The sequence below is a fragment of the Anaerolineales bacterium genome, from assembly GCA_016928575.1.
Classification (GTDB): domain Bacteria; phylum Chloroflexota; class Anaerolineae; order Anaerolineales; family RBG-16-64-43; genus JAFGKK01.
Genome location: JAFGKK010000012.1, coordinates 1 through 18275 on the forward strand (window position 1 = coordinate 1; position 18275 = coordinate 18275).

An 18275-nucleotide genomic window follows, 5' to 3' on the forward strand; every position below is an offset into this window, starting at 1 on the left:
GGCGGCGGGATTTACCTTTCCATGGCCGGCAATCCGGACATCCGCAACACGACGATCGAGGGCAACACCGCCGGCCTCAAGGGCGGCGGGTTGTACCTGTGGGGAATGCCGGGGACAATGCTGATGATGGACAACTGCACCTTCGACGGCAACTACGGATACGACGGCGGCGGGATCTACATCGACGCCGGCACCTCGCATTTGGCGGCCAGCACGCTGATTAACAACCGCGCCAAGCGCCACGGCGGCGGCGTGTTCGTCAACCACAACAACAACCCGGCGTTTTGGGTGGAAGACGGAACCGTCATCGGCCGGATCGGCGAGGGCAACATCGCCTCTTCCGCACCCGCGGCCGGCGGCCTGGGCGGCGGAATCTACAACACCAAGCAGTTGAACATCTCCGAATCGTCGGTCGAAGGCAACACCGGCGACGGAATCTATAACGACGGCGGGGAAGTGCGCATCCTCGACAGCTCGGTCAGCGGCAACACCCTCTCCGGACTCGAGTCCTTCATCACCGGAGCCACCACCCTGATCAACATCGAACGCAGCAAGTTCGCCGAGAACGGCTTCTCCGGCATCGGCGCCATCAACGCCGACTTGTCGATCACCCATGGATCGATCCGCGACAACGGCGCGAGCGGAATCCGGATGAACGGCGGGAGCCTGACCATGGACCGCAGCGAAATCGTCGGCAACCACTCCGCCGGAGACGGCGGCGGGATCGCCGCCTACAACATTACGGCGGCGATGCAAAACTCGACCGTCTCGGGCAACTCCTCCGGATCCACCGGCGGGGGTCTGTACTTGTGGGGATTGGACGCCGGCAAGATCAGCCTGGCCAACATGACCGTCAGCGGGAATTCGGCGGTCGTCTCCGGGGGCGGCGTGGAAGTGGAGAACGGGAGCATCGGCTTCACCAACGTCACCCTCGCCGCAAACTTCGGCGGCGGCGTGCACGTCCAAAATCCCTCGTTGGTGGCGATGCGCAACACCATCGTCGCGGACAACGCCGCGGGGAACTGCGGCGGACTGTCCGTCACATCCCAGGGACACAATCTCGACACCGACGGCACCTGCGCGCTGGCCGATCCGGGCGACCTTTCCGGCCTGCCGGCGAACCTCGGGCCGCTGGCCGACAACGGCGGCGGCACCTTCACCCACGCCCTGCTGCCCGGCAGCCCGGCGCTCGAGGCCGGCGACGACGCCACCTGCATGGCGACCGACCAGCGCGGGGTCGCCCGTCCGCAAGGCCTGCACTGCGACATGGGCGCCTACGAGGCCGAAAGCCCGGCCACGGCCACGCCGCCGTCAGCCACCAGCACGCTGACTTCCACGGCCACACCGGCGCTCTCGGAATTCGTATTCGATCCGGTTAATTTTTCCACTGATCTGATGTACACGAAGATCGGACGCTCCTGCAAACCCAAAGAGGTGACGATTCAGGTAATGGTCACGCCCGAAAAGGGTGTGGGATCGGTCGGTTTATTCTACCGCCTGGAGGAGAAGAGCGGCGGCAACATGACGGGCTGGAGCATCGGCTACTCGATGATCCCCCAGGGCGGCGGCTGGTACACGCTGACGATCTACAGCGAGGATTTCCCGGACCTGTCGACGGTGAAAGGCGAGCTGTGGCTGGCGGTGCAGTTCGTCGCCAACGATGCGGGCGGCCAGGCGCTGGCGCACAGCACGGTCTTCCGGCAGGTGACCGTCGGGCAGTGCATGCAGTAACCGGCCTCCCCAGCGGGGAACGGAGGACATCCTCAAGAGCCACACAAATTGTTTTTCAAGCTGAGCCGGGCAATACCCGGCTCAGCTGCTTATTTCAGTTTTCAACCTTTATTCCTCCCCCCGGTTTTGGAAGGAAGGATTCTCCAAAGAACCTCCACGTTCGGTGTCGCAATTCCTCCAGAAAACCTCCAGAATATGCGTCTTTTTACGTTAAATATTTGTTCCCAGGGATAATGTTCTATACAATGATAAAAGGCATCCTTCAACCGGAGAAATCGAGCATCATGGAATTTTCTGGAGTTCCACCACCCAAGAGAGAGGCAACCATGAACACGGAACGCAACCTAATGAGAAACGCGGAGCAAGGATCCGCCGAATGGATTCGGATAAGCGCACCATCGTTCTGGGGGAAATTCCCGGCTGCAAGCCGGGCGATCGGCGGGAGGATGATCCGCCCGATGGCGATCCTCCTGCTGCTTCTGCTCGCCGCCGGCTGCGACGGCAAAGGCGGCGGGTTGGTGGTCAACAGCACCGGTGACTCGGGCGACTCCGACCCCGGCGATGAAATCTGCCGGATCGCCGCCTCGGCGACGGAATGCACGCTGCGCGCCGCCATCGAGGAAGCCAACGCCTGGGCCGGAACCAACACCATCACCTTCAACCTTCCCGCCGGAAGCCTGACCATCGCCCCGCTTTCGGCCCTTCCCGAAATCCGCGAGGCGGTGATCCTGGATGGAATGTCTCAGCCGGGATATGTCCGCGGGACAACCCTGGTGACGCTCGACGGCGGCGGCCTACTCGTTCCGCCGACCCTCGACGGCCTGACGGTCGCGGCGGATATCGCCGTTACGATGAAAGGCCTGGCGATCGTCGAATTCCCCGACAGCGGCATCTCGAACCGCGGAGAGCTGATTCTCGAGGAAATGAATGTGAGCCGCAACCGGGACGTCGGCCTGGCGACCGGCAGCGGCGCCACCCCCTGGCCGGTGACGATCGTCGACTCCGAATTCACAGACAACGTATCGGCGGGGATTTCCTCCAATATGAACGCTGTGACGATCACCGGCGGAATCATCCGCGGCAACGGCGGGGGAATCGGGGTCAGCAACGGATCCCTGACGATGAGGGGGACGGAGGTCCGGGACAATATCGGCTGGGCGCTTCATCCCTTTGGCGGCGTCGGGCTGTATCTTTCCCACGCGGAACTGACCGGTGTCATCATCGACAACAACTCGGCCCACGATTGCGGCGGCGGGATCGACTTCACCAGCGATGGAAGCCACTCGCTCATCGTGAACGAAAGCACCCTCTCCAACAACATCGCCTACTTGGGCGGCGGGCTGGCCGTAAATGGAGGCACCGTCCGGCTGAATCACAGTGTCCTCATCGACAACAAGGCCCGCATCGATGGAGGCGGCGTCCATATTGTGCCCGGAAGCGCCGGCACGGCCACCCTTTGGGTGGAAAACGGGACGGAGATCGGCCAGCCCGGACACGGCAACACGGCGGAATACGAGACCGGCGATATCCCCTTCGGCCGGGGCGGCGGGATCTACAGCGAAGCCCGCGTCGAAGTGTCCAACTCGGTCATCGAAGGCAACAGCGGTGACGGCATCTACAACAACAACGGCTGGCTGCGCCTGCAAACCAGCGTCGTCCGGGGCAACACGATGAACGGGATCGCATCCCATTCCTCGCTCACGCCCGGCACCGTCCAAATCAGCGGAAGCACGATCGAGGGCAACACGCTCTCGGGGATCTATGCCGAATACGCCGATCTGTATTTCATCGGCGGCCTGATCCGGGACAATTCGGAGGGCGGCCTGCAAATGGACCGGGGCGACCTGGATTTATCCTACAGCACGATCTCGGGCAACATACACCTTACCGACGCCCGGACGGGCGGGGGCATCGGCCTGCGGTCGATGGGTGATGTGGTGATCCAGAATTCCACCATTTCCGGCAATTCCGCCACATCCAACGGCGGAGGGCTGTACATCCAGGCCCGATCCGGCGTGGTGAAGAACGTGACCATCAGCGGCAACCGGTCCGCCAACACCGGCGGCGGGATGGTGGCCGCCGGCGACGCGGTCACCTTGAACAACGTCACCATAACCCAGAACAGCGCAGACCATTCCGGTGGAATCCTCGGCGACAACCGCTTGACCGTCCGGAACAGCATCATCGCTGAAAACACCCCCATCAACTGCGCCGCACCGGATCCCATCGTCTCTGGCGGATTCAATCTGGATGACGGGACCACCTGCGGCTTCACGGCGGTCGGCGACCTCTCCGATACTTCGCCGAAGCTGGGCCCCCTGCAGGACAACGGCGGGAGCAGCTTCACCCACGCCTTGGCCCCCGACAGCCCGGCGATCGACGCCGGCGACGATGCAACCTGCCTGCCGCTCGACCAGCGGAACGTCGCCCGGCCGCAGGGACCGCACTGCGACATCGGCGCCTTCGAAGCGGTCTCCGAAGACGCGACACCCACGCCCACCCCGACGCCGGCCCTCGATATCACCCCCACCCCGACGCCCGGGCTCTCGCCCATCCTCTTCGACCCGGTCGAGTTCTCCTCTGATGAGCTCTTTCAAGGAGGAAAAACTTGCCACCCGATGTCCCTCACCGTCAAAGTGATGGTGGCGCCGGCCGATCTGGTCCATTCCATCGCGCTGCACTACCGCCTCGTGGAAAAGGACGGAACCGGAGCCTACGACTGGAACGAGGGGTTGAAGATGGAACGCCTGGGGAACGGCTGGTACCAGCTCGAACTCTCCGGCAACGATCTTCCGAGTATTTATAACTGGCAGAACGAAGCCTGGCTGGATATTCAATTCGTCGCCTACGATTCGAACTACCAGCCGGTGGCCCGGAGCGAGGTGTTCCGGCAGGTAACCTTGCAACGGTGCATGCGATAGGCTGCGGGTCACGGACGGACAAATCGCTTGCTCCGCTTAAGGAAGACCCCCGTCATGAAATCCCGACGGGGGTCTTCCTTTTTTCCCTTCGTCAAATCCCGGGACATATGGACTATAATCACGCCCGTCTTACAGCCCGGCTTGGATGGAAAGGACGGTCCCATGAAAATCGGAATCATCGGGAGCGGATTTGTCGGCGCCACCGCCGCCTACGCGATGGTGATGCGCGGCGTGGGGCGGGAAATCGTCCTGGTGGACAAGAACGCCTCGCGGGCGCAGGCCGAGGCGGACGACATCCTGCACGCGGTCCCCTTCGCCCATCCCTTGCAGGTCCGGGCTGGTGATTATCCCGACCTCTCGGGCTGCCGGGTGGTGGTAATCACCGCCGGAACCGCCCAGAAGCCCGGCGAAACCCGGATGGACCTCCTGGCGCGCAACGCCGCAATCGTTTCCGAGGTCGTACCCTCCGTGCTGCGGCACGCCCCGGAAGCCGTCCTGCTGATGGTGACCAATCCGGTGGACGTCATGACGCACGTGGCCGCCAAGGCCGCGGAACCTTTCGGGGTCGCCTCCACCCGGGTGCTCGGCTCCGGAACCACGCTCGACACCGCGCGTTTCCGCTCGCTCCTGGGACGGCATCTGGGAGTGGATCCCCAGCATGTACACGCCTACGTCGTCGGCGAACACGGGGATTCGGAGGTGTTGACTTGGTCGATCGCCGCTGTCGGCGGAATGCCGGTCGGGCAATTCTGCTGCAAACAAATCCCCTGCCGCGAATGCGAGGAGAAGGCCAAGGTCGATGAAGCGGTCCGCCGCGCCGCTTACCGCATCATCGAGGGCAAGGGCGCGACCTATTACGGAATCGGCAGCGCGTTGGCGCGGATCTGCGAGGTGATCTTGCGCGACCAGCGCTCGATCCTCACCGTCTGCACGCCGACCACGAAGGTGGCCGGCGTCGAAAACGTGACCGTCTCCCTGCCGCACCTGGTGGGGGGCGACGGAGTGCTCGACGCCTTCGCCATGGCCCTTGACGAGGAGGAGACGGCGCTGCTTAAGCGCTCAGCCCAAATCGTCCGCGAGGCGATCCAAAGCTTGGGGGCGTAACGGAGATTTTCACAGACCGAGGCGGTCTGACAGACCGCCTCGGTCTCATCGAAGACGCACCCGAAACCTCAGCGCACATCCAAAGGAGAAAAATCCGCGATCATGTCGGAATCCGAAACCCCGATCCCGGGAAACACCTGGATCAACAAGGTATTGCTGCTCGACGCCCGCCTCTCCACGAAGCTGACCGCGGCCCAGCGCCACGCCGGATGGCGGACGGCGTTCCGTTTCCTGGCGCATTCGGGCGATTCATGGTTCATGATCCCGGTGATGGGCGTGATCTGGCTCCTCGGCGACGGGATGTGGAAGTGGCGGATGCTGGTGATGTTCCTCGCCGTGTGCATCACCGCCCTCACCGCGGTCGGGCTTAAGCGGCTGATCGGCCGCAGCCGACCGGCGGGGGATTGGGGGCTGATCTACCGCTCGACCGATCCGCACTCTTTTCCCTCGGGCCATGCGGCGCGGATGGCGATGCTGGCAATTCTGACGCTTGCGCTCGGCCCGTGGTGGCTGAGTCTGCTGTTCTTCCTGTGGGCGCCGCTGGTGGCGCTGGCACGGGTGGCGATGGGCGTGCATTATCTTTCGGACGTCGCCGGCGGGACGGTGCTGGGGGCGGCGTTCGGAATCGTATTCGCGGCGATTCTGTAAGGTGGGTTGACGGACTGACCTAACCTCCTCACCCCAATCCCCTCTCCCCCTTCCTTTAAGTGAAGGGGGAGAGGGGTGCCGGAGTCCCGGCGGCCTTCCGGAGAGCCAGCGGGGTGAGGGAGTTAGGTCGGGAACTACGCCATCAACCCACCCTACGGGTTTTATGGGCGTAATCCATCATGAACGGAATACGGGCGGTTGCGGATCGCCCGACGAAAAACCATGGACGAGAAATCGCTGCGCACTTTGGAACTTCCGCGGGTGTTGGAACGGCTGGCCGAACACGCGTCATTCTCGGCTTCGCGCGAACGGATCCTCGCCTCCCGCCCGGCGTCGGATTTCGCCGCGGCCTCACGGCTGTTGGATGAAACCGGCCAAGCCCGGCTTCTGCTCGAACGCCATTCCGAAATCTCCATCGGCGGCGCGCGGGACATCCGCCCGGCCGCGGAAGACGCCGCGCGCGGGATCACCCTCCTGCCGGAGGCGCTGATCGCGGTCCGCGCAACCCTGGGGTCCGCCTGCGCCATCCGGCGCACGCTGGCCCGGATCGCCGCAGAAGTTCCCGATCTGTACCGGATCGCCCTGCGGATGGACGACTCCAGCGGGCTGATCGACGCCATCGGGCGGACCTTAAGCGACGAGGGCGAGGTGCTCGACGGCGCTTCCGAGAAGCTCGCTTCCCTGCGGGCCGAGGTGCGCACAACCCACGACCGCCTGCTCACCCGCCTGCAGCGGATCCTTTCCGAACACGCCTCCCAGCTTCAGGAGCCGATCTTGACCCAGCGCGAAGGCCGCTACGTGGTGCCCCTGAGGGCCGAGTGCAAGGGCCGCCTGAGGGGAATCGTCCACGACCAATCCTCCTCCGGCGCGACCCTGTTCATCGAACCGCTGGCCGCGGTCGAACTCGGCAACCGTTGGCGCGAGGCGATCCTGGAGGAGCAGGAGGAGGTCCACCGCATTCTGGCCGCACTCTCGGCCCAGATCGGCGCACAACGCGAATCCATCGTGCTAACCGTCGAGGCGCTGGCGGACTACGATGCGGCCGTCGCCCGCGCCCGCTACGCCGAGGCGTTGGACGCCGTGCGCGCGGAGCTGGCGGAGATGCCGGAAAAGCCGCCGCCGGATTTCACCCCCCTGCTCTTCCACGCCGCGCGCCACCCGCTGCTCCCGCCCGAGAAGGTGGTGCCGATCGACGTCGCTCTGCGGCCGGGGGTGCGGGCTCTGGTCATCACCGGTCCGAACACCGGCGGAAAGACGGTCGCGCTCAAAACCGCCGGCCTGCTCGCGCTGATGGCCCAATGCGGGATGCACGTCCCGGCCGAACGCGGATCGAAAACCGCGTTCTTCGACTCGGTCTACGCCGACATCGGCGACGAGCAGTCGATCGAGCAGTCGCTTTCGACTTTTAGCGCGCACGTCGGGCAGATCATCCGCATCCTCGCCGCGGCCACCCCGCGCTCGCTGGTGATCCTCGACGAACTGGGCGCCGGGACCGATCCGCAGGAGGGATCGGGGCTGGCGCGGGCGATCCTTTCGGACCTTCTGCGCCGCGGGATCCCGACCCTGGTGGCGACCCACTATCCGGAGCTCAAGGCCTTCGCCTACAACACACCGGGCGCGGAGAACGCCTGCATGGAATTCGATCTGCGCTCCCTGCGGCCGACCTACCGCCTGGTTCTCGGTCTGCCGGGGCGCTCCAACGCGCTGGCGATCGCCAAACGGCTGGGCCTGCCGGAGGAAATCCTCGCCGAAGCCCGCGCGATGGTCGACGCCGGCGATCTCGAAGCCGACCGCCTGCTGGAGAAGATCCAGCGCGAGCGCGAAACGGCGCGCCGGGCGCGGGCCGACGCCGAAAAGTTAAAGGGTCGGGCGCTGCAGCGCGAACGGATGCTCGCCAACCGACTGGGCGGGATCGAGGAAGAGCGCAACCGGATCCTCGGAGAATCCCGCGCCCAGGCCGAACGCGAACTGGAGGACCTGCGGGATGAGTTGCGCGAACTCCGCCGCCGGGCGGGCCACGCCGCCGCGCCCGAACTGCAGAACATCGCCGCCGAAGCGCGGGCCCTGGAGGACCGGATCGAGCGCAGCGCGGAGAAAAGCGGCCTCGCTTCCGCCCCGGCGGCCGCGCCGGCGCGCGAGGCGCGCGTCGGCGAAACCGTGCGCATGAAAGGGCTCGGCGTTTTGGGGAAGATCACCGCCCGCGACGGCGAACGCTACGAACTGCAGCTCGGCGCGCTGCGGATCCGCGCCGAGCGCGGGGATTTCATCCTGCCCGAGGATCTGCCCGCGCCGGCGGAGGCGCCCGCGCCGAAATCCGCTCCGCCGCCGGCCGCGCGGACCGCGAAACCCGGCCCGGGCCTGGAATTCGACATGCGCGGAATGATGGTGGAGGACGGGCTGATCGAATTGGATCGCTACATCGATTCGGCGGTGGCGGCCGGCCTGCCGTGGGTGCGGATCATCCACGGCAAGGGGTCCGGCAAGCTGCGCAGCGCGGTGCGCGACGCCCTGCGCCGGCATCCGCAGGTCTCATCAGCCGAATCCGGCGGGGAACACGAAGGCGGCGAGGGCGTGACGGTCGCGCGGCTGGAGGTTTAAGCCGATATCCGGCATGTTATACTTGCGACTTGACATTGCGTCGGTTGACTCCAACGAATTCTTCTCCGACCCCTCATCCCTTCCTCCCGTCACTGCGTTCCGGGAAAAATTCTCCCAGCTGACGCTGGGAGAAGGTGGCCGAAGGCCGGGTGAGGAATCAGGCAGTTGGAGATTCCAGCAATACATCACAGTTCGGATTCACCCGTTCTCGGCTCCTCCTCCCGTCTCTCTGGCTCGGGAACCGGAACGATCCCTTAGGTTAAGGATCTTATCGTGGCGAACAAAAAAGGACGCGTGTTCTCCGGCGCCCGCCCGACCGGGCGCCAGCATCTCGGCAACTACCTCGGCGCGATCAAAAACTACGTCGCCCTGCAGGACGATTACGATTGCGTCTACTGCATTGTCGACCTGCACGCCCTGACCACGCTCGAGGATTTTCATCTCCTGCGGGAGAACACCGCCGAAATGGCGCTGGACTGGCTGGCGGCGGGCATCCGCCCGGAGGAGACGATCCTCTTCGTGCAAAGCCACGTTCCGCAGGTGACCGAACTGCACACGATCCTTTCGATGTTCACGCCGCTCGGGAAACTCACCGACCTGCCGACCTTCAAGGAAAAAGCCCGCATGCACCCGCACAACATCAACTACGGGCTGGTGGGCTACCCGGTGCTGATGGCCGCCGACATCGCACTCTACAAGGCCGACGTCGTCCCGGTCGGGATCGACCAGGAAAGCCACCTCGAGTTCACGCGCGAAGTGGTGCGCTCGTTCAACTTCAAAACCGGTAAACCGGTTCTGGTCGAGCCGCAGATGAAGACGACCAATTACCCCAAGGTGCTCGGCACCGACGGGGCGCAGAAGATGAGCAAGAGCCTCAACAACCAGATCGAACTGGCCCTCACCGAGGCGGAGACCGCGGCCAAGGTAATGGCCATGGTCACCGACCCCCAGCGCACCCACCGCAACATCCCCGGCCGCCCCGAAGTGTGCAACGTCTTCACCCTGCACCGGACCTTCACGCCCGCCGCGGACGTGGAACGGATCGCGGCCGATTGCCGCAGCGCCAAACTCGGCTGCGTCGACGATAAAAAATGCCTGGCGGCGAACATCAACGCAAGCCTCGCGGAATTCCGCGCCAAACGCGCCGAATTGGCGAAGGATCCGGATTACGTCTGGGACGTGCTGGCCGACGGCGCCAAACGCGCGCACCTCATCGCCGAAGCGACGATGGCCGAAGTGCGCGCGGCGATCGGTCTGCCGTGAGAATCCGACCATCGACGATTGACCATGGACCATCGTGCAGGGTTCAGAAAAGCATCTTGATTTAAAATCACCCAATGCATTAACCCGGCATTAGCGAAGAACCGCCGATCTGAAATCAATCCGCGGCGATGGTCCATGGTCGACGGTCAGATTACTCGGTTTCCATAATCCACGTACGGAAAGAACTGGACAACCCCTATGCGAGTAGTCCTTCAGCGGGTTACGAAAGCCAGCGTGAGCGTCGACGGCCAGGCCGTCGCCGCGGTCGGGCGCGGCCTGCTGATTTTTCTGGGGATCGGCGCGCGGGACGGCGCGGGGGATGCGGACGCCCTGGCGGAAAAGTGCGCCTACCTGCGGATCTTCGAGGACGAGGCGGGAAAAACGAACTTGTCGGTTCAGGATGTTCGGGGGGAAGCGCTGGTGGTTTCGCAATTCACGCTGTATGCCGACGCGCGCAAGGGAAGGCGGCCCTCCTTCACCGACGCCGCCGCGCCGGAGGCCGCCGAACCGCTGGTGCGCCGATTTGCGGAGAAGCTGAACGCGCTGGAAGTGCCAGCCCGCACCGGTGCCTTCGGCGCGCACATGCGGGTGGAACTCGTCAACGATGGGCCGTTTACGGTCTGGCTGGACACCGATAACAGATAACCCCCATCCACGAAGGATGGGACCGGGATTGTTGAAAAAACATAGTCATAGCTCGGCCTTCCCCTTTCCACAGCCCCTCTCCCCGCGAATGTTTTCGACCGTCATCCCCGAGTGATCGTATCGGGGATCCGCAAGACACAGACTCGCAAAGTCCCTGGATGCCCGCCACGGTCACCCGCGTTGCGCAAGCCCGCCCCGGTGGTCGGGCCGGGGGGCAGGCGTGGGCATGCCGCGCCAAAATCCTCCGGAGGCTTCAGGTCCCTCTCGTGTCTTTCGCGGATGACCTTCCACTACTCCTTTATCGCCGCTTTGATCCTCTTCGCCATTTCCCGCGCGCGATCCGGCGCCGAGCCGACATACGCGCCGGCGTCCATCAGCTCCCGGATCCGCGCCGGCTGGAGGTGCTTGAGCATGTCAGGATCGGCGGCCAGGTAATCCGCCAGCGGGTTCGGGCGTCCTTCGCGCAGAACCTCCCACGCCTTGCGGCTGTGTTCGCGGATCTTTTCGTGCATCGCCTGCCGGTCGGCCCCGGCCGCCACGAGCCCCATCAGCACCCGTTCGCTGGCCGAGAACGCGCCGAACCGGGCGAGGTTCGCCGCGCAACCCGCCTCGTCCACATCCAGCCCGCCGACGACGGCGGTCATCACGGTCAGCATTTCCTCGGTCGCCAGAAACGCCTCAGGCAGGATGCTGCGCCGGTTGGCGGAATCGTCGAGCGTGCGCTCCAGCAGGTTGCTCGCGGCGTTCTGCCAGGCGATCTCCGGCAAAACGGCCACGAAGCGCGCCAGCGAGCAGACGTTCTCGGATTTCACCGGGTTGCGTTTGAAGGGCATCGCGCTGGAACCCACCTGGCGCTTGCCCATCGGCTCGCGCACTTCGCCGAAACCGGCGGATTGCATGATCCGCAGGTCGAAGGCGAACTTGTGCAGTGCGGCGGCCAAGCCGGCCAGCGCCGAGAGCGCGCGGTAATCCTGTATCCGCGGATACGTCTGCGAGGCGATCGGGTAGGACTTCAGGCCCAGCATCTCCATCACGGTCGCGTCGATGACATCCGGGGACACGTTCTTTCCGTTGAGGATTTCGCCGTACGAGGCCGCGGTCCCCACTGCCCCCTTCATCCCCTTGCCGCGCAGGCCGTCGCGGATCCGTCCAAGGTCCTCCCAATGCTCGAGCAAATCCTGCCCGAAAAGCGCCAAGCGGTATCCGAGAGTCGTCGGCTCGGCGGGTTGGAGGTGCGTGTATCCGAGGACCACGAATCCGGCGTAACGCTCGATCTGCCCGGCGACGGCCTCGAGCAGCCTGCGGAGTCCGTCCAACAGCAGATCCATTCCGTCGCGCATCCGCAATACGTCGGCGTTGTCGGTGATGTCGGCCGAGGTTGCCCCCCAATGGATGATCCCGCCGCCGACCGGGCAGAGTTCGGCGAAGGCGCGGACCTCGGCCATCACGTCGTGGCCGATTTCCTTTTCGATTTCCAGCGAACGCTCGAGGGTCACATCCGCGGCGTGCAGGCGCAAGTCCTCCACCTGTTCGGGGCGGACGAGTCCGAATTTCTGCTGGGTCTCCGCCAGCGCGATCCAGATCCGCCGCCAGAGGGTGCGGCGGTTCTTTTCGGAAAAAATCCGGCGCATGGCGACGGATCCGTAGCGCGAGCTGAAGGGCGAGGCGTAATCATCCAGCAAGACATCGACGTCCATGGAGTACCTCCCGCGGGATGGCTTTCAGGCGCGCGCAAAGCCGCCGCGCGCGCAATTATGCGTCAGTTTGGGGAATGCGACAACCCTTTTCCGCAAACGACGCCGATTCCTCGCCGCCCCTTCGGGCTCCTCGGAATGACGCAATGACGCTCGGGATGGGTCAACCCGAGGCCGCTTTGGTGTCGAAGAATCGGCGCTACAAGGGGAAGAGCTTTCAGCCTACTTTTCCTTCGTCGCGTACCCCAGCCGCCGGAGGGCGTCCTCGCGGTCGCGCCAACCGGGAAGCGCCTTGACCCGCAGCTGCAGATACAGCTTGCGGCCGCTCATCGCTTCGATCTTCCGCCGGGCGTCGGTGCCGATCCGCTTCAGCATGGATCCCCCCTTGCCGATCACGATCGCTTTGTGCGATTCCCTCTCGACGAAGATCGTGGCTTCGACCCAGGCGCCTCCCTCCCCGCGTTCCTTGTATTGCTCGATCCGGACCGCCACGCCGTGGGGGACTTCGGCCCGCAGGTTGCGCAGAGCCGCTTCCCGGATCAGATCGGCGGAGATTTCCCGCTCCGACAAATCGGTGATTTCCTCTTCCGGGTACAGAATCGGCCCTTCGGGAAGCCGCGCGGAAATTCTCTCGATCAATTCCCCAAGCCCCAGGTTTTCCCTGGCGGAGATCACGCAGCCTTCGGCCTGCGGCAGGAGCGCGCGGTAAACGGCGGCGCGCTCCTCGCATAACGGCGGCGCAACGGCGTCCGCCTTGTTCAGCGCGAGAACGGCGGGAGCATCCGGCTCGTGCCGGATCAGCCAGGCGGCGAGGGCGCGGTCCTCCTCCGCCGGTGGGAGCGAGAGGTCCGCCAGAAACAGAACCACATCCGAATCCCGGATGGTTTTTTCGGAATCGCGGATCATCGCCCGGCCCAGGCCGTCCTTGGGCGCGTGCCAGCCCGGCGTGTCGAGGAAGATCAGTTGCGCGGACGGGAGGGTGAGGATCCCCATTTGCCGGCGTCTCGTCGTTTGCGGCCACGGCGACACTCCGGCGATTTTTTGGCCGAGCAAGGCGTTCAGCAGGGTGGATTTGCCGACGTTGGGACGACCGACGACGGCGACGAAGCCCGATCGGTGGACGGGGACGCTCTGCATTGAGGGCGGATCAGGCGCGCTGAAACAAGTTAACCATGCGCATCGCCAGGCCGACATCGCCGTCGAGTTTAATCTTCCCCTGCATGAACGCGGCCATGCCGTCAAGCTTGCCTTCCGCAACGGCGATCAGATCCGCCAGGCCGGCGGTGACGGTCAACCGGGGGGCGCTGGTTTTCCCCTCCGTTGCGGTCACTTTCCCGCCGGCGAACTTGATCACCCAATTTCCGCCGCCCGGCCCGGACAGAATCAATTGAATCTCCGCTTCCAGTCCGGCGGCTTTGTCGGGGGGAAAATTAGCCAGCATCTGATCGACTAATTGTTTGGCGTCAAGAGCCATACCCACTCCTCTCCCTCTCTCCCGGACATCACGCTTGGGGACGCGCATCCTTCCGGCGGTCCAAGATGAACTGCACCAGCGATTCCTGCTGCTGCGGCGTGATGTCGATGAATTCCACGCCCGCCTGGCTTTTCCTGGCGCCCTCGGCGGGAGTCGAACGGACAATCCGCCCGGTCAGGATTAATTCCTCCTCCATCGCCCCGAGCGGAATCTGGAACTTCACCCGCACCAGGCTTTCCCGCGGGCACAGCCGGTTCGTTTCCAGCCGGATTCCCCCCCCGCTGATGTCGAGCGCCGTGGAACGCGAGTACGGGATGTTCCCCCCCCCGTCCCGGATCTCCGCATATTGGGCATCCATCCGGACGGGAAGACGCGGAAATGCGCGACGCTCCAAATGGACCACCTCCTTTGGAAAATCCAACTCCACGCGGCGCCCGGATCCCTGCTCCTCGCACAGCACCCCGCAGGTAAATTGGAAAAGCCCCTCTTTCGAGGGAACGCTGACGCGGATTCTTTGATCGGGTTGGAACGAAAACGCACCGTTGTCTTTTTTCGGAGGCAGGATGAAGAAGGAAGCGGACCCCACCTCCGCAACTTTCGACGCATACCAATCTTCCCCCTCCATGGAGGTCGAAATGTTCACAATTTGGCCTTCCTGGACCCACTTGCCGATGTCCATGATCAATCCCCTGGCACACTCCCCAGAGTTCCGAAATTTCTCCGCCCTCCGCCGTCACGGCTGGGCGCGGAGAATCCCCCCGTTTTTGTCATTATACCCCTTCGGGAAGCAATCCGATACGCGATCCGTCACGAATTTGGCGCAAATTAATCACTTTTTTGTGATGATCTTATGGCATCGGCGGGACCGCTAAGCCAAAACCGGCCAGGGAATCGAAACCCCCGGGCCGGGAAGCGGGAATTTTTTCGCCTTCCAAAGGGCTTTCGCCCTGACCCTCACCGCGGAGATCTCTTCACCGGAAATCAGCGGAGACAGGGCGCCCTTCAGACGGGTTCGAATCGAGGAATTCGGCGAAGGATGATCGTCCGGTTTGGATTCGGCGAAGGCCGCCAACACCTGCAGGACGTCGTCCGGCAGGGCTTGGCCGGCAAAATCCCAGATGACGGTCCGCAGTTTCCAATCCCGGTGGAAGCACAACCCGTGATCGATCAGCCAGATCCTTCCGGCATCGTCGCGCAGGACGTGCATCGCCTTGCGGTCCGCATTGTTGACCAGGATGTCAAAGGCCGCCACCCGCCGCAGGGCGGCCGGAGCCTGCCCACGGAGAAGGAAATAATTCTGCTCGAGGTCCAGATTCAGGTATTCCTGGAAGGACCCGGGGCCGAGCGGTCCGTCGCGGCGGAACACCGTAGGGGGCACGAAATCCCAGCCGAGCAGGCGGGCCGTCTCAAACGCCGCGGCTTCGCGTTTGGCCAAGCTGCCCCGGGGAAAATCCCACAGCGGGCGCTCCCCCCGCACCGGTTTGTACACCGCCTGAAGCTCGCCGGCATCCGAACGCAGCCGGCACAGAAAAGCGTCGTTCGAACCGAGGCGGAACAAACCGCGCACTTCCGCCTCGCCCTTGCGGAGGATTTCCAGCGCGCGGTCTGTGGATGTCGGGCGTGAACCCCGATCAGTGCTTGTGCCCATTTCTCCGGGGGCAGAAGTGACCGCCGGGATCGATCGGATTCCCGCAGTTCCCGCAGATCGGCCGGCCGCGGCGCGCCAACTCGGCCCCCCACAGCGCCAGCCGCCGCAATTGGCCGCGGGTGCACCACAGGGAAGCCTCCGAGGTCGGATTTCCGGCGGGCAGATCCTCGACGGCCTCGCGCAGGACGAACAACAGCCGGTCCTCCTTCTCATCGTATCCCAGCCCCATGTTACCGATGTGGAATGCCGGCTCCAGCGGATCGACCAAGTCCATCTCCCCCTCTTCGAACCGCGCATCGGCCTCCGCAAGGTTCGGAAACCGCTGCTGGAGGTCGTTGAGAAACTGCTCGATCGACAAGGCCAGCATCAGCACCTGTTCCTTCTCCACCCGGAGGGTCAGAAGCTTTTCCCCTCCTCCGGCTTGCAGGTAAAACACGCGGTGCCCGGGTTCGCCGATTGCGCCGACGGTGATCCGTTCCACGGGACGTATCTCATACCGAGAGGGTGTCATGCCGCTCCTGGAAAAAGGTTAATCCTTTGGGATGACCAGCGGTGATCCCGGGGGGAGGTTGACCCCGTGCACCCGGACAACCCGCCCCGTTAAGGATAGCACCGAAACCGACGCCGGATCCGTCACCAGGGCATGGTAAGAGGCCAAGGGCATGCCCAGGAAAAACGCCAGCGCCAGCCGGATGGTGTCGGCATGGGTGAATGCCGCCACAACCCCGGATTCCCGGCCGGACTGCAGCTCCTTGATGAACCGAACGGCCCGATCCTGGACTTCCTGGAGGCTCTCACCGCCGGGATACCGCACGGACGCCGGATCCCGGTGAACCTTCCGCCAGATCGGGACCTCACGCAGTTCGGCGTAGGGAAATCCTGCAAGCCCGCCGAAATCCACCTCCTGCAGGCGATCATCGCGGACGATTCTCAATCCCGCCGTTCGCGCAGCGGGTTCCGCCGTTTCCACCGCCCGTTCGAGGGGGGAAGAATAGACCTCGGCGAGGGGAACGTCGCGGAGCATGGCCGCCACCGTCTCCGCCTTCCTGCGCCCTTCCGCGTTCAGGTGGACATCCGGAAGCCGACCGGCCAGACGCTCCCCAAGCCAATCGGTTTCGCCGTGGCGGACCAGGAGCAGGACGGTCATCCGGCCGCCTCGATTCGATTGCGGCGGATCACCCCGGCATACCAATCGAAGGAGGATTTGGGAGTGCGCTTGAGCGTCCCGAAATCCACGCGGATCAATCCGAAGCGCATCGCATACCCCAGATCCCATTCGTAGTTGTCGGTCAGCGACCAGACGAAGTACCCCTTCACCGGAATGCGCTTGGCGATGGTTCCGTGCAGCTCCTGCAGATGGCGCCGCAGATAGGTGATGCGCCGCGGATCGTCGACCGCGCCCGACGGATCCGGCACATCCGCCGTCGGAATCCCGTTTTCGGTCACCAGGATCATCTTCGGCCGGTATTCGTTCCACACCCGTTCGAGCGTCTCGCTTAACCCGGGCGGATAAATTTCCCACATCGGGGAGAACTCGCCCGTTTCCGGCCGCACCATCTTTCCGCCCATGAAAGGGATCCACCAGCGGGCGGAGACGACGTGGCGGGTGTAAAAATTCACACCCAGGAAGTCCAGCGGTTCGGAGATTCCGGCCAGATCGCCGGGACGGATGGGCGGGGCAAACAGCCCGAACCGGCGCCACAAATCCTCGGGATAGGAGCCGCGCAGGATCGGATCCAGGCAGATGCGGTTCGACAGCGCGTCGAAGGCCGCGGCCGCTTTGCGGTCGGGTTCCGTTTGCCGAAGGGGATGAACCGGGGAAAGATTGAGCGCGATTCCGACCCGCGGCGTACGCGGCGCCGCGGCGCGCACGGCGCGCACCGCCTCGCCGTTCGCCATCAGCACGGAATGCATCGCGCGGGCGAAGGCTCCCGGGTGGCGCCTTCCCGGCGCGTGATTTCCCAGCAGATACCCCATCATGGCGATCACCATCGGTTCGTTGATCGTGATCCACCAGGTCGCCCGGTCGCCCAGGCGCGCCGCCACGGATGACGCGAACTCTCCGAAGGCCGAAGCCGTTTCACGCGAAGGCCAGCCCCCCTTCTTATGCAACGCGAGCGGCAGGTCGAAATGGTGGAGCGTGGGGAAGGGCTCGATTCCCCGTTCCAGCAGTCCGTCGACCAGGCGGTCGTAGAAATCCAATCCCTTCGGGTTGATTTTTCCCCGGCCTTCGGGGATCACGCGCGACCAGGAGACCGAGAAACGGTATGCGCCGACGCCCAGCGCCTTGAGCAGATCGAGGTCTTCCCGCCAACGGTGGTAGTGATCGCAGGCGACGTCCCCGGTTTCGCCGCGAGCCGTCTTCCCGGGGAGGTGCGAGTACCAGTCCCAAATCGAAGGCCCCTTGCCGTCCTCGTTCCAGGCGCCTTCGATCTGGTAGGCGGAGGAGGATACGCCCCAGAGGAAACCGTCGGGGAAGATCAGGTCCGGCATTTGCCTCCACCTTTGGACCTGTCAGGTCTTGACAACCTGTTGGTCCCGGGAATCAG

Annotated in this window: 15 protein-coding genes; 7 read left to right on the forward strand and 8 right to left on the reverse strand. The window is 64.3% G+C overall.

Annotated elements, in window-relative coordinates:
• The 7 genes from JW929_01615 to JW929_01645 form a co-directional block, all read left to right on the forward strand.
• A partial coding sequence (locus tag JW929_01615; protein MBN1438080.1) for a right-handed parallel beta-helix repeat-containing protein occupies positions 1-1731 on the forward strand: 1731 nt, incomplete at its 5' end.
• A gap of 458 nt (positions 1732-2189) precedes the next feature.
• Positions 2190-4652, forward strand: coding sequence for a right-handed parallel beta-helix repeat-containing protein (locus JW929_01620; GenBank protein ID MBN1438081.1), 2463 nt, complete (start codon positions 2190-2192; stop codon positions 4650-4652).
• Between the two features lie 162 nt (positions 4653-4814).
• Positions 4815-5756, forward strand: a complete 942-nt coding sequence (locus JW929_01625) for an L-lactate dehydrogenase (protein MBN1438082.1) — start codon at positions 4815-4817, stop codon at positions 5754-5756.
• Positions 5757-5858: 102 nt separating this feature from the next.
• Positions 5859-6404: a phosphatase PAP2 family protein gene (locus JW929_01630; protein MBN1438083.1), complete on the forward strand. Its 546-nt coding sequence runs from the start codon at positions 5859-5861 to the stop codon at positions 6402-6404.
• 222 nt (positions 6405-6626) lie between these two features.
• Positions 6627-9002, forward strand: coding sequence for an endonuclease MutS2 (locus tag JW929_01635; GenBank protein ID MBN1438084.1), 2376 nt, complete (start codon positions 6627-6629; stop codon positions 9000-9002).
• A gap of 273 nt (positions 9003-9275) precedes the next feature.
• Positions 9276-10265, forward strand: a complete 990-nt coding sequence (trpS, locus tag JW929_01640) for a tryptophan--tRNA ligase (protein ID MBN1438085.1) — start codon at positions 9276-9278, stop codon at positions 10263-10265.
• Between the two features lie 198 nt (positions 10266-10463).
• The gene (locus JW929_01645) at positions 10464-10910 is read left to right on the forward strand and encodes a D-tyrosyl-tRNA(Tyr) deacylase (GenBank protein MBN1438086.1); all 447 of its coding nucleotides are present in this window, start codon (positions 10464-10466) and stop codon (positions 10908-10910) included.
• A gap of 290 nt (positions 10911-11200) precedes the next feature.
• On the opposite strand, the gene purB is transcribed toward JW929_01645, so the two are convergent.
• The 8 genes from purB to JW929_01685 form a co-directional block, all read right to left on the reverse strand.
• Positions 11201-12607 carry an adenylosuccinate lyase gene (gene purB, locus JW929_01650; protein MBN1438087.1) on the reverse strand — a complete coding sequence of 469 codons (1407 nt, stop codon included), beginning with the start codon at positions 12605-12607 and terminating at the stop codon, positions 11201-11203.
• A 219-nt stretch (positions 12608-12826) separates the two neighbouring features.
• Positions 12827-13741, reverse strand: a complete 915-nt coding sequence (gene era, locus JW929_01655; protein ID MBN1438088.1) for a GTPase Era — start codon at positions 13739-13741, stop codon at positions 12827-12829.
• Positions 13742-13751: 10 nt separating this feature from the next.
• Positions 13752-14078 carry an SCP2 sterol-binding domain-containing protein gene (locus tag JW929_01660; GenBank protein MBN1438089.1) on the reverse strand — a complete coding sequence of 109 codons (327 nt, stop codon included), beginning with the start codon at positions 14076-14078 and terminating at the stop codon, positions 13752-13754.
• A gap of 28 nt (positions 14079-14106) precedes the next feature.
• Positions 14107-14757: a PilZ domain-containing protein gene (locus JW929_01665; GenBank protein MBN1438090.1), complete on the reverse strand. Its 651-nt coding sequence runs from the start codon at positions 14755-14757 to the stop codon at positions 14107-14109.
• Between the two features lie 189 nt (positions 14758-14946).
• On the reverse strand, positions 14947-15726 hold the full coding sequence (locus tag JW929_01670) for an SCO1664 family protein (protein ID MBN1438091.1): 780 nt from the start codon (positions 15724-15726) through the stop codon (positions 14947-14949).
• Positions 15710-16237, reverse strand: coding sequence for a DUF3090 domain-containing protein (locus JW929_01675; GenBank protein ID MBN1438092.1), 528 nt, complete (start codon positions 16235-16237; stop codon positions 15710-15712). The genes JW929_01670 and JW929_01675 overlap by 17 nt, the downstream gene beginning before the upstream one ends.
• An 18-nt stretch (positions 16238-16255) precedes the next feature.
• A complete protein-coding gene (locus tag JW929_01680) occupies positions 16256-16873 on the reverse strand; it encodes a histidine phosphatase family protein (GenBank protein ID MBN1438093.1) in 618 nt (205 codons plus the stop codon).
• On the reverse strand, positions 16870-18219 hold the full coding sequence (locus JW929_01685) for a beta-glucosidase (GenBank protein MBN1438094.1): 1350 nt from the start codon (positions 18217-18219) through the stop codon (positions 16870-16872). The genes JW929_01680 and JW929_01685 overlap by 4 nt, the downstream gene beginning before the upstream one ends.
• Positions 18220-18275: the final 56 nt, after the last annotated feature.

Bases quoted from the DNA above. Each gene is read 5' to 3' on its own strand.
- JW929_01670 (MBN1438091.1), bottom strand. From the start codon at position 15,726: ATGGGCACAAGCACTGATCGGGGTTCACGCCCGACATCCACAGACCGC.
- JW929_01665 (MBN1438090.1), bottom strand. From the start codon at position 14,757: ATGGACATCGGCAAGTGGGTCCAGGAAGGCCAAATTGTGAACATTTCG.
- JW929_01685 (MBN1438094.1), bottom strand. From the start codon at position 18,219: ATGCCGGACCTGATCTTCCCCGACGGTTTCCTCTGGGGCGTATCCTCC.
- JW929_01625 (MBN1438082.1), top strand. From the start codon at position 4,815: ATGAAAATCGGAATCATCGGGAGCGGATTTGTCGGCGCCACCGCCGCC.
- JW929_01635 (MBN1438084.1), top strand. From the start codon at position 6,627: ATGGACGAGAAATCGCTGCGCACTTTGGAACTTCCGCGGGTGTTGGAA.
- JW929_01675 (MBN1438092.1), bottom strand. From the start codon at position 16,237: ATGACACCCTCTCGGTATGAGATACGTCCCGTGGAACGGATCACCGTC.
- JW929_01620 (MBN1438081.1), top strand. From the start codon at position 2,190: ATGGCGATCCTCCTGCTGCTTCTGCTCGCCGCCGGCTGCGACGGCAAA.
- JW929_01645 (MBN1438086.1), top strand. From the start codon at position 10,464: ATGCGAGTAGTCCTTCAGCGGGTTACGAAAGCCAGCGTGAGCGTCGAC.
- JW929_01680 (MBN1438093.1), bottom strand. From the start codon at position 16,873: ATGACCGTCCTGCTCCTGGTCCGCCACGGCGAAACCGATTGGCTTGGG.
- JW929_01660 (MBN1438089.1), bottom strand. From the start codon at position 14,078: ATGGCTCTTGACGCCAAACAATTAGTCGATCAGATGCTGGCTAATTTT.
- era (MBN1438088.1), bottom strand. From the start codon at position 13,741: ATGCAGAGCGTCCCCGTCCACCGATCGGGCTTCGTCGCCGTCGTCGGT.
- purB (MBN1438087.1), bottom strand. From the start codon at position 12,607: ATGGACGTCGATGTCTTGCTGGATGATTACGCCTCGCCCTTCAGCTCG.
- JW929_01630 (MBN1438083.1), top strand. From the start codon at position 5,859: ATGTCGGAATCCGAAACCCCGATCCCGGGAAACACCTGGATCAACAAG.